Source organism: Pauljensenia sp. OF14-1SRA (assembly GCF_027694595.1).
In the GTDB taxonomy this organism is placed as follows: Bacteria; Actinomycetota; Actinomycetes; order Actinomycetales; family Actinomycetaceae; genus Pauljensenia; species Pauljensenia turicensis_B.
This window is the reverse complement of record NZ_JAQEVQ010000003.1, coordinates 12,762-24,496: the sequence shown is the minus strand read 5'-3', so window position 1 is coordinate 24,496 and position 11,735 is coordinate 12,762. Positions and strand designations below refer to the sequence as shown.

Sequence of the window (11,735 nt, the reverse complement as noted above, 5' to 3'; positions counted from 1 at the left end):
GATGACACGCGTGTAATTCTTATATTGATGTAAAACTGCAAGGAGATATTCACGTGTGGAACATTCTCGGTGACGGACCGATTTCTTGGTCTGAAGCACTCGATGCTGACTTCTACGCGTCGATTGATGGCCCTCTTGCATGGCAGGAGCACGCACTCTGCGCGCAGACCGACCCGGAAGCCTTCTTCCCCGAAAAAGGCGGGTCAACACGCGAAGCAAAAGCTGTCTGCCAGTCCTGCGAAGTTCGTGAAGAATGCTTGCAGTACGCTCTCGAACACGACGAGCGATTCGGTATTTGGGGCGGGCTGTCAGAGCGCGAACGCCGTCGTATGCGTCGCCTCGCTATCTGAAAGATGACTCTCCAGTGAGCTCCTCTCTCGTAGCTCTCGTTGTTGCTCACGAGGCCACGGAAACCCTCAGCGACGTCCTCGCTGCCGTTCAAACCCAGACAATGAAGCCTGGTGCAACCTATGTCATCGACTGTTCTCCAGCGTCAGACACTGAAATTGCCGGGCTCATTGGTCGCATTGCTCCCAAGGCTCGCAGAATCAGCGCGCCCCGCGCCAAGAACATTTCGCAGGCCCTCAACCAGGCGTTCGCCGATAAAGACGCTGCTCTGAACACCTACGCGTGGGCGTGGGTTCTTCACTCCGATTCCATTCCTGAACCAGACTGCTTGAATGCCCTCTGGGCAAATGCAGACCGCTCACGCACCATCGGTGCCGTCGGTCCAAAACAAATGTGCTCCGATGGGTCCCACATCATTGAATGCGGTATTCAGGCAACGTCCACCGCGCGTCGAGCTGACGGAATTCTTAGTGGCGAAATTGACCAAGGACAATACGACTCAACCTCTGATGTCCTGGGCGTCGGCACCGCGGGAATGCTCGTCTCCACCGTTGCCTGGAACGCGGTGGGAGGATTTGACACTGCTCTTGGTCCGTTCGGAGAAGGCCTTGATTTCTCCCGCCGGTTGCACCTTGCCGGCTATCGCGTTGTTGTAGCGCCCAAAGCGAAGGTTCGCCACCTTCGCACCTCGTACATTCCTCCGGCACTGCTGGCGCTCAGCGAAAACACTGAAGAGTCGTTAGACGACCAGCCTGCAACGGCGAGTGACGACGCCAGCGTTCTCGATCTGTTCAACCAGCCTGCCTCCCTTCCCACCCGCGTCCCTCGTGATATGAGTTTTGGTCAGCGTCGCTTTGCTCAGCTCTATAACTGGGCAAAGGGCGTGCGAGCCTTCACTTTGCCGTTCTTGGCGCTCTGGCTTGCCTTCTGGTCGCCCGCACGTGCTTTTGGACGCTTAGTCACCGGTCGCAGTGAACTGTTCTGGCCTGAATTGCGGGCATGGTTGCATCTGATTGCGATAACCCCGCACCTGCTCTTAGCGCGTCACCGTGCAGCACGTAGCCGTATCGTTCCCGTCAAGGTGCTTCGCGAGCTGTACGCAAGCGGTCGACAGGTGCGTGACAGTGCGCGCAGACGACGCCAGGCAATCGGTCAAGACAAAGACGAAGACCAGCTGGTTACCACATCGCGCGCTCAGTATCGTTCGCGCTCACGCGCAGCTTTCGCCACCATCATGTTCGTCGCGATCACTCTCAGCGTGGCCTTCTGGTGGGGACGCACCTCGTCAGTGAGCGGTGGCGCGTGGCGTACTCTCCCTTCGTCGTGGAGCGATCTTTGGGACGCAGCATGGGCTTCGTGGATCCCCGGTGGCGATGGCATGGCCGGCCCTAACGATCCGCTGTTGATTCCCTTCGCACTTATTACGTGGCCTTTCTCTTTTGCCGGCATCGAACCGACTACCGTTATCGGCATCATTGCGATGCTCACCGGGCCACTTGCCTGCCTGAGCGCATGGCACCTGACCGGTCGTCTGACTCAGTCCATCGCAGTGCGTGCCCTGGGATCGCTCGCGTGGGCATTCCTTCCGTCCCTTAGCCTTGCCGCCTCGCAGGGGCGTATCGGACCGGCACTCTTCCACGTCCTGCTTCCCCTTGCCGTTGACCAATGGTTCCGCGTTGTCATTGCGCCAGAGCCTCTGCGAATTGCCGGAGCGCAAGGGGTTGTGGAACTGCCCAGGTCGGAACGAACCGGTGCGTTAGCGCGCTTTGCGTTGACTTCGGCCTTCCTTGTAGCAGCGCTTCCTTTCGTGCTTCTTGCAGTGCTCTTCGCGCTGATTGTGGCTACCGCAACCCGGCGCCTGCCATGGGTTCGCGCTCTGCTCGCTCTTCTTCCTTCGGTTGCCCTTGTCACTCCGCTCTACGCTTTCGCCCTGACCAGTCCCGGAGGCTGGCGAGCCCTGCTGGATGCCTCGGGCGGAACCTTTGCTTCCACGAGTGCGCCCTCGTGGTTCACGCTGCTCGGATTGGGAAGCGCGGCCTCGTCGATTCTTGAAATGAGCATCTGGGTCGCGCCTTCGGCATTCTTAATCATCGGGGGAGTGGCATGCTCCTTCGCAGTCATGACCACGTCGACGCTTGGCGCGCACCGTCGCAACCGCGTCGTCCCACTGATCGTGTTCACCAGTGCACTGATTCTTGCGTCGACACCCTTCGCCTCCAGACTCGATGCAGGTCTGAGCGGAGCAACCACGACAACTATCTGGACCGGCACCTACTTCTCGCTTGGCGCGGTCGGTATGCTTGTTGCCATTGCACTTTCGTCCTCTCACGCCAAGACGTGGGACGCCAAAGCATCGTTCTGGCTGAAACTCGTCGCTTTCATCGGCACAATCGGAATCGTCGCCGGTGGGGCGCTTCCTGCTTTCACTCACATTCGTGCGCTTGGCGCTGACGGCGACTTGACGCAAACTCAACGCTTGACTTCAGACCACGTCGTCGCCAACCCGAATGCGATCGCGGCAGTGTCCAAGCAGGCGCAAATGTCCGAAACTGCAGGACGCGTCCTTGTCCTGGACGCAGACGCAACATTCTTCGTCATTGACGCCAACGTATGGCGCGCAAACGGGCCGTCATTCACCGACTCAACAGCGCTTACCCGCGCGATCGCCTACCACGAGGCCACCGCGGGTGTGCCATCTGACGCGGCAACAGCAGACCTTCAAACGCTGGTGCTCACGCTCGTTTCCTACCCTGACGCTTCTACAGTCCAGGCAATCGGTGAACACGGAATCGACTCGATTCTGGTGCGCTCTGACTGCGTACAAGTCCAGCAGTTCGTGCAAGCACTGGCATCTGCCCCCGACATTGAACGCGTTGGCGAAACCGATGCGGGATACCTGTGGCGTATCCGCCCGCAGGGCCGTACCCCTGCTCGGGTGACACTGAATGCGAACGGCACTGTCGCCAGCCTCGACTCCGGCTTGCTTGATGCGCGTGGAACGGTTGAAAACACCGGAACGAATGTGACAGTGCAACTGGCAGAACGCGCGCATTCGGGCTGGAAAGCAACAGTGAACGGAACCGAGCTCACCCCGCAGCTGGCCTCCAATGGCTGGGCGCAAGCATTTAGTGGGGTTACCGACGGAGAGCTTCACGTGTGGCATCAAAGCTGGTGGCAACTCCCGTGGATGATCGCATCACTGGTGGCTCTAGGATTCGCGTTCTTGGCTGGTATACCGTGGAGGAAGCGCCGCTCATGACTGAACGCATGAACAAACCGGTCGCACTGCTCGCTTCCCTTGGTGCGCTTGCACTCTTGGGGGGTGCTGGTAGCGCTACAACGTTCCTGTCCGGTGAAGAACCCACGACGATCGAAACACCCGTCATCACGGCTGCCCCGTCCTCGGTGACTCTTGCATGTCCACCGGGAATCATTGACCCATTCGCATCGACTCCTGCCACCACGACTACAGGACACATCTGGTCGACTCTTGCCCCTACAAACGGTGATGAACTGGCCCGATCGATCACTACCTCAGGGGCGCCAAATGAAGAACTCAGCGTTCCTACAGGTGTTGTCATCACTGGCCAAGGTGGCGGAGAGCTACTGGGATTGTCAGCCACGGGCTGCTCACTTCCCAGCGGCGATCAATGGATTCTTGTGGGCTCGACGTATGCGGGTAATGACGTTGTTCTTGCTCTGGCCAACCCCAGTGCAACCCCAGCAACCGTTTCCGTGACCGGCTACGGGCCGATCGGATTGCTGGACGATGCTCCGCACACGCTCACCGTGCCCGCTGGGAAAACGATCACCGTCGTGCCCTCGGGCTGGTACCCCGACGAAGAGAGAATCGCCCTGCATATTGAGTCCGATTCGGCGGGCGTCTCCGCGTGGGCTCAAACTTCCCGATTGGATGGCGAAATCCCCGCTGGCGCCACATGGAGTGCGTCCACGAAACCTGCGACACAAGCAGTGTTCGCGGGTCTTGGTGGTGAAACAGCATCGACTCTCCGCATCGGTGTCCCGGGGGAAGACCCGGCGTCGATTCAGGTCACCTTGATCGGCGAGGACGGGTCAAAGGTTGTCGAAGGAACAGAACTGGAAATTGATGCCCAAACCGTTTTGGATATTCCACTGACGGGTATCGCATCAACCGCCAGTGGCATTATGGTCACTTCCAATGCGCCGGTCGTGAGTGCCCTTGAACAATCGTGGGATGGCGGAAAGTGGGCGCAGACGGATCAGACGTGGACGATCCTGTCGAATATCGCCACTGCGAACGCTATCTCGAAGGCAGATGTTCCAGGGTTAGCAACCCTGAGTGATCTGGTGACAAAGGAACTGAGTGCCACGCCTCTGCGGGCAACGTCTCTGGAAAGTAACTCCGGTGTGAGCGACGTGATTGCGCAGATGGTATTGGTGAATCCTCTCACGGATGCATCCTCAGACGCTACGGTCAGCGTTGCTGGTCAAGAAGTCCAAGTTCCTGCGGGCACAACCACCGTCGTTGATCTTCCTAGAGATAACGGCAAGGTTACGTCTGATCAGCCGATTTACGCCTCCATCGTTGTCAGCGCAACAACTCCGAATGGTGTTGTGCACGCAACGTGGAATGTCGGCACCGGAGGGTTGGCAACGCAACAAGCTAGGGTCCACGTCGGCCCCTGACGACGTCCCGGTAATACATTCCTGCCTAGCCCTGACGACGTCCCGGCTGGCAGTGTGTTTTCAACTAGGTAAGGCACGCATATTAGCCGACGCGCTGACAACGTGTTCGGCTGGCAGTGTGTCTTCAACTGGTCAATGTAGGTATTCGTCTAATTCATCCGGCGGAATCGCCAAGATGTGCGAGATCCTGTCGACCAGAATCTGACGCGTAATCTTCACGACGTCCTGATCGCCAGCGCGAAGAACGATCGGAAGCCGATAGATGACAATTCTGTCTCGAAGACCTCGCCTGCGATCAGCGTGGAAAATGCGCGCAAGTACTTCCGCGTGAGATTCCCATGGAGCTGGATTTGACGGAGGAACATCCTCGGTAGCGAATTCGATTGTTGCCACTTCGGGCCAGCGTCGAGTGAGCTCTACGATGTGCGCGCCGATCATTTCATCGAAGGCTTCGCGCCTGGTTCGCCATGCGGGTGTTCCCGGGAAAAAGACGGGACCTCTGCCACCACGACCATGAGGATCGCGACGAGGATGACGAATTCGACTACGCACCCCACAACATTAACGTGCTTCGCCTTAGTCAGAGTGCCAACGCCCCGAATGGGTAATCCTGGCGTAGTCTATGGGGGTGATTTCGGCTCGTCTTTGTTCTAAGCCAGGATGCTCGCGTCCGGCAGTTGCCACGTTGACCTATGACTATGCGGACGCTACGGCTGTCCTCGGCCCACTGTCAACGTATGCGCAACCCAATGCGTATGACATGTGCGAAGACCACGCGAACCGCTTTAATCCGCCTCAGGACTGGCAGCTCATCCGACTTGTCACCCACTTTGATCCGGTTCCGCCTTCGGGCGACGATCTGCTTGCCCTTGTGGACGCGGTTCGCCAGGCTGCCAAGACGCCTGCCCCGTCATCCGAAGCATCGCAAGCTGGAGTTCCTCCGCGTTCGTCCGCCTCTCAGGCAACGGATTCGCCATCGCGTAGTTCCAGACCGCGAACGTACGAGGCCCGCGAACGAGGTCCGTTTACGTCCCAAGATCCTGATACTTCAAGCCCTCTTGACCCGCAGTCTCCATATGCGAAACGCAGGGCTCAGTTCACGGTTATTTCTGATTCTGACGCTCCGCACTCACACTAAACGGACGCGCTCAGCAGGCTCAGTGACGAATCTGCTCCATCAACGTGTAGGCGAAGTTTTCTTTTCGGATACGTTCGTCGACGTACATCAACGCGATGTATACCTGCGAAAGAGGCATGACAAGCATCTGCACGATTGTGGATGCTACTGCCGCTAACGGAATTGCGGTCAGATACATCTGTGGATCGGCACTGATGGTGAACGAATTGAATTCGGTACTGATGGTGAACGCAGTGAATGTGGAGAGAACTCCGGAGAAAACACCTCCGACCGCGCCCATCACCATTGCAATCAGGATGGTGCGTCCAAGAGTCTTGAACGCTACGCCTTGTGTGAGCGTCCACGAGCGCTTCAACGCTTTAAACGGGGAGAGGTTTTCTACCGCGCACACCGTTTGAGCAAAAGCGAACCGAACTTGGAAGAACACGCACACAAGGAATGTCGTGATCGCTCCGACTGAGCCGAAGAGCAAGAAAACCAGCATCGTCTGAGTTTGGCTACGGTAGGTGACATAGTCTGCCACGCCTAGGCCGACCAGCGAGAATATGCCGAACGTAACGCTGGCGATCAGGGCGAATAGGAATGCCCAGACAATGCTTAAACCGATCATGGCAAGCAGTCTGGACTTAAAGCGGTTGAAGGCGTCTTTCGCGGATAGCTTCTTACCGATGATCGCGTCAGCCGTACCGTTTGGAACCACGATTGCTGGGAACAAACCAGCTAGACCCAGCAGAATCAGAACGAAGGGAATAGTGCGGAGCGCCATCGTCATCCCGATTGTCGACAGGTCATCGGTCGATATGGGAGCGTCTAAATCAACAAGCGACGTGAAATCCGGTAACGCGAAATAGATCGTGACGAGCGTAATGATCCCAGCAACAATCGTGACGATTCCAGGAAGAATGAACAAGACGAACGGGTTTTTTGAAAGAGCTTCGAACGTTCCAGAAAACAGATCACCCACGCCCAGTGGACGCAGGGGGACAATTCCGGGCTGAACTGGGGAGGGAGAAGCGGGCGACACTGGCGTGGAGTTCATTGCCTGAATGGGAGGCTGATTGAAGCCTTGAGTGGACGAAGGATCCTGAGAGGCAAAGGCAGTGGCATTGTCCTGTGACTGGGACTGTGGAGCGCTCGGAGAATCCGGTTCTCCCCATGAACCCACTTGGGGGTGGCGGAAGTCGTTTGAATCAGTCATGGCAGCTCCTTGGAGGTCACTTCAATCAATGAAGATGAAAAAAGTATGTCATGAGACGATAAAAAGATAAGGAAAAGGGTAGTGAAAAGGGATAACGTTGAACCATTTGGCGAGTCGAGTCACAAAAACCGATTTGATCGTGACACGATCATGATATGACTTCGCGAATCCTAGTAGTTGACGATGACGTCGCCCTTGCAGAGATGATTGGCATCGTATTAGAAGCCGAAGGATTTGCTATTGCCACCTGCCCAGATGGAAGCGGAGCGCTCGCGGCTTTCCACGCGTCGAATCCTGATTTGATCCTCTTGGATCTCATGTTGCCCGGTATCGACGGAATTGAAGTCTGCCGACAGATTCGTCTGGAGTCGGATGTTCCGATTGTCATGCTGACCGCTCGCACGGATACGTCAGATGTTGTGGCCGGCCTTGAGGCAGGTGCGGACGACTATGTGGCAAAGCCGTTTAAGCCGAAGGAGCTTGTTGCTCGAATTCGTGCACGTTTGCGTGGGCATGACGACTCAGGCGACGAAAAGCTGTCGATTAATGATGTTGACATTGATGTTCCTGGGCACGAAGTCACGCGTGGGGGCGAAGTAGTTTCGCTGACCCCGCTTGAATTTGATCTTCTTGTCGCGCTGGCGCGAGCTCCGTGGAAGGTGTTTAGTCGAGAAGAACTTCTTGAGCAGGTGTGGGGTTACCGCCATGCAGCGGACACGCGTCTTGTGAATGTTCATATCCAGCGTCTGCGTTCGAAGATCGAACGCGATCCGGAAAAGCCTGAAGTTGTTATCACGGTGAGGGGAGTCGGATACCGTGCCGGCGCAGGCGCCTGACCGTGGCGTGGCAAGCGACACTGACTCGGAGCTCGTTCAAGACGACGCGGTGGCTTCAACTAGCGATGTCGCCAGCTCGCCTGACACGCCTGGCCAAAAGTATTTTCGACTGAAGAAGTGGGTTCAGAGCCTTCGCTCACGTGTGCGTAAGTGGACGAACTCGCGCGTCTACACAGCCGTCTATCGCTCTGGGCCTGCTCGCGCGGTCCGCGCCTCGCTATCACTTCGTTCGGCTTTAGCGATCACGGTTGCAGCCCTCGGAGTGATTACTGTTTTCGGACTGCTCGTGTCTGCTGAGCTGAAAGATACCGCATTTGAGTCGCGTCGAACTCAGATTCTCGAAGACGCAGCCCTGCGTTTTACCAGTGCCCAGGTTGTTTTCGACCAGTCGACGGCTTCAACTCCCGATCAGGTTCAGGAAGCTGCCCGTCAGGTTGTTCAGAGCATTCGGGCATCTGCCGGTGGTGCAGGTGCTGTTTCTGTTGTTCTCTTGCGTTCTCAGACCTCGACATCGACGTTCCGTATCAACCAGATCGTCGACGCGGATGTTGATGCGTTGATCGACATCGAAATGCGCGATGCCGTGCGAAACGAGGGACAGGCTCAGTGGAAGTCTGTTGCCATCCCAGCCGACGGCGATGACGTGGATCCGGGAATTCTTGTCGGAACGACGGTGCGTCTTCCTCGAGCAGGAACGCATGAACTGTACATCGTCTATTCCCTTGCCTCCGATCAGCGCCAAGTGAATATGGTGATGCGTGTCCTTTTGATCGCCGCCATTCCCTTGATGATTGCTCTGCCAGTTGGCGCGTTTTGGATGTTATTCCAGTTGCTCCGTCCCGTTCGTAAAACGGCAGATGCGGCGAAGAAACTTGCTGCCGGTGATCTGGACGTTCGTCTTGACGTGAAGGGCAGTGACGAAATGGCTCAGCTGTCGGGGGCCTTCAACCTGATGGCTGAATCCTTGCAATTAAAGATTGAAGAATACGACGAGCTCTCACAGCTTCAGCAACGCTTCGTTTCTGATGTATCCCATGAACTTCGAACGCCTTTGACGACAATCAAGATGGCGGATTCAGTCATCTGGGATAACCGGGATGCCCTGCCCTCTCTGGCAAAACGATCAGCTGAACTTCTCCACGATCAGACAGATCGAATGGATTCACTATTCACCGATCTGCTTGAGATCTCACGCTACGATGCTCGCTCAGCCGATCTTGAAGCTGAAATGACGGACTTGAAGACGGTTGTCGCCAGGGTTATTGAAGCTAATACTGAGCTGGCATATCGGCTGGGTGTGCCCGTCGCACTTCACGCGGGCGAAGAACGGTGTGCGGCTCCGATTGATGTGCGTCGTATCGAGCGCGTGCTACGCAATCTTCTCGTGAACGCTCTTGAATTCGCTGAAGGAACTCCGGTTGATATTACGGTCGCTCAGAGTCAAACAGACGTTGCTGTCAGAGTGCGCGACCATGGCGCCGGTATGAGTGAGGAAACAGCCTCCCACGTTTTTGACCGCTTCTTCCGCGCGGATTCTTCGCGTAAACGCACAACGGGTGGTACCGGGTTGGGTCTGTCCATTTCTGCTGAGGACGTGGCACTTCACGGTGGCACTTTGGTTGCGACAGGAAAGATTGGCGAAGGAGCCTCGTTCGTGATGACCCTGCCGAAGGCGGCGGGGGGGACCGTAGTGTCGACTCCTCTTGAATTGTGGGAGGAAGCCACATGATGAGGTTTGCCTTCAAGCGACGATGTGTGTCCGGATTATTGTCCGGAATCCTGATGGTTGGCCTTGCCGGCTGTATTGCTTTGCCTCTGGCATCGGATCCAGCGCCCTTTGAGGTGTCTGTTCCTGACGTTGATCCCGTTGAATTTGCTGCTGATGGGCCTTTGAAAAATTCTGATCCGCAGACGTTGATTTCTGACTTTCTTCTTGCAAGCGCTGCGGGAACGAATGATGATTTTGCGACTGCACGCCTGTTTTTAACGACTGCTTCCCAGCAGACGTGGGCGCCAGATGATGAGGCTCTGGTCTATGACACTGCTTCGTCGCCGTCGATTTCAATTAAAGGTGATGAGGGATCGGGGACGTTAACAGCAACAGTGACTGTTCCTGCTGTCGCGTCAGTGAACAGTGAAGGCGTGATGACGCGGAGCGAAGACTCCATGATCTCATCGACGTTCAACCTGGTCCAAGAGGGCGGACAGTGGCGCATCGATTCCCCCGAAGATGCGTTCATCGTTTCTCAAACGGCGTTCAGTGCTGCCTATGAACAAGCGAACCTCTATTTCCCAGCGACGACCGGAGACGCCTTGGTTGCTGATCCTCGTTGGTATCCTTCGCGTCGCCTTGCTTCGCATCTGCTCTCAGGTCTGATCGCCGGGCCGAGCCAAACGATCGAAGCAGCGGTCACGAATGCGATTCCCGGTGGAACGACGTTCCCGGCTCAGGGTGTTGAAATCAGTGATCAGATCGCGAAAGTGGATTTGAGCGCCCCCACGGTTGGCGAGGGAACCCCGCGTCAGCTTCTTGCGTGGGAAGTGACGGAAACCCTCCTTCAGGATTCGCAGATTTCCGCAGTGGATCTGAGTCTTTCCGGGGTTTCTCTTGAAGGGGTCGAGACTCCATCGTTGCCTACCTATTCGTTGGATACGCGAATTGCTTTGCAGGCAGGTCGCATTGGATCGCTGGCGGGCTCCACTCTGACACCGTTCGACTTGCCGATTTCTCCCGCGTCTTCCGCGTCGTATCCGGCGGTGTCGCCGATTAACCGCGATGTTGTGGCATGGCGCGAAGGGAATTCACTGGTCGTGTCCGCCTCGGGTGCTCAAGGCGCGCATTCGTCGGTGGACGTGGGGTCGGGGAACGAGACTGGGGCTCCCTCGATTGACCGCTTCGGCTGGGTCTGGTCGCCCGCTTCAACAAGCGGACCGATCATTGCAACGACTCCCGACGGCCAGGTTGGAAGTGTTCCCATGAATGAAACAGGTGTTGTGAGCGTGTTCCGCGTTGCCATTTCCCCCGATGGCGCGCGAGCTCTTGTTTTGTCTGGAACTCCGTCGAACGCGACCGCTTGGATGTTCGCGGTTGCGCGAGATAGTAGCGGTGTGCCGCTAGGCCTTGAAGACGGTCAGGCGATTCTCGGTATTCACGGGCAGATTGCTGATCTTTCGTGGGCTGGTTCGTCGTCCTATGTGGTTGTTCGTTCGGCTGAATCATCGGCTGATAGTGGCGACATGGAACTCGATGAAGTTGCGATTGGTGGCTTTGTTTCCCAGTCCGAGGTTCCAGATCAGCCCTTAGCGGTCAGTGCTGGTCAGACGACGACGAATGTGTGTGTGAAGGCCCGTTCGGGTAGCGTCACGTGTCGAACGGGTGCTTTATGGCAGGCTATGCCCGCAGCTTTCGCCGATGTGCGATTCCCCGGCTAGAGTGCACATCTGATTCATTTTCAGTTTCGTTTCCACGTCAAAGTGAAGAATTGTTAAAAACCGTAGCAAATTGAGGCGGGTTATCCACAGAATGCAGATTCCCCGTTCGCCCTCC

The 11,735-nt window shown here is 56.7% G+C and carries 9 protein-coding genes; 7 read left to right on the top strand and 2 right to left on the bottom strand.

Annotated features, from left to right (window positions below):
• Nucleotides 1-53: 53 nt before the first annotated feature.
• The 3 genes from PG731_RS02630 to PG731_RS02620 are packed head-to-tail and all read left to right on the top strand — an operon-like array spanning nt 54 to nt 5,016.
• Entirely contained in the window at nt 54-350 is a 297-nt protein-coding gene (locus PG731_RS02630) for a WhiB family transcriptional regulator (RefSeq protein ID WP_006681336.1), read from the top strand.
• A 14-nt stretch (nt 351-364) separates the two neighbouring features.
• On the top strand, nt 365-3,607 hold the full coding sequence (locus tag PG731_RS02625) for a glycosyltransferase (protein ID WP_270771958.1): 3,243 nt from the start codon (nt 365-367) through the stop codon (nt 3,605-3,607).
• Nucleotides 3,604-5,016: a DUF5719 family protein gene (locus tag PG731_RS02620; RefSeq protein ID WP_270771957.1), complete on the top strand. Its 1,413-nt coding sequence runs from the start codon at nt 3,604-3,606 to the stop codon at nt 5,014-5,016. Before PG731_RS02625 ends, PG731_RS02620 begins: the two co-directional genes overlap by 4 nt.
• A 132-nt stretch (nt 5,017-5,148) precedes the next feature.
• On the opposite strand, the gene PG731_RS02615 is transcribed toward PG731_RS02620, so the two are convergent.
• Nucleotides 5,149-5,568 (bottom strand): metallopeptidase family protein, encoded by a 420-nt coding sequence (locus tag PG731_RS02615; RefSeq protein ID WP_270771956.1) that lies wholly within the window; start codon nt 5,566-5,568, stop codon nt 5,149-5,151.
• Between the two features lie 76 nt (nt 5,569-5,644).
• On the opposite strand from PG731_RS02615, the gene PG731_RS02610 reads away from it, so the two are divergent.
• Entirely contained in the window at nt 5,645-6,154 is a 510-nt protein-coding gene (locus tag PG731_RS02610) for a DUF3499 domain-containing protein (RefSeq protein ID WP_270771955.1), read from the top strand.
• Nucleotides 6,155-6,173: 19 nt separating this feature from the next.
• On the opposite strand, the gene PG731_RS02605 is transcribed toward PG731_RS02610, so the two are convergent.
• Nucleotides 6,174-7,352: a hypothetical protein gene (locus tag PG731_RS02605; RefSeq protein ID WP_270771954.1), complete on the bottom strand. Its 1,179-nt coding sequence runs from the start codon at nt 7,350-7,352 to the stop codon at nt 6,174-6,176.
• A gap of 155 nt (nt 7,353-7,507) precedes the next feature.
• On the opposite strand from PG731_RS02605, the gene mtrA reads away from it, so the two are divergent.
• From mtrA to PG731_RS02590, 3 genes are read left to right on the top strand one after another with little or no spacing between them, the layout of a single operon-like run.
• Complete coding sequence (mtrA, locus tag PG731_RS02600) at nt 7,508-8,188, top strand: MtrAB system response regulator MtrA (protein WP_195224742.1); 681 nt, start codon at nt 7,508-7,510, stop codon at nt 8,186-8,188.
• 7 nt (nt 8,189-8,195) lie between these two features.
• Nucleotides 8,196-9,917, top strand: coding sequence for an MtrAB system histidine kinase MtrB (mtrB, locus tag PG731_RS02595; protein ID WP_270771952.1), 1,722 nt, complete (start codon nt 8,196-8,198; stop codon nt 9,915-9,917).
• The gene (locus PG731_RS02590; protein WP_270771951.1) at nt 9,914-11,620 is read left to right on the top strand and encodes a GerMN domain-containing protein; all 1,707 of its coding nucleotides are present in this window, start codon (nt 9,914-9,916) and stop codon (nt 11,618-11,620) included. Before mtrB ends, PG731_RS02590 begins: the two co-directional genes overlap by 4 nt.
• Nucleotides 11,621-11,735: the final 115 nt, after the last annotated feature.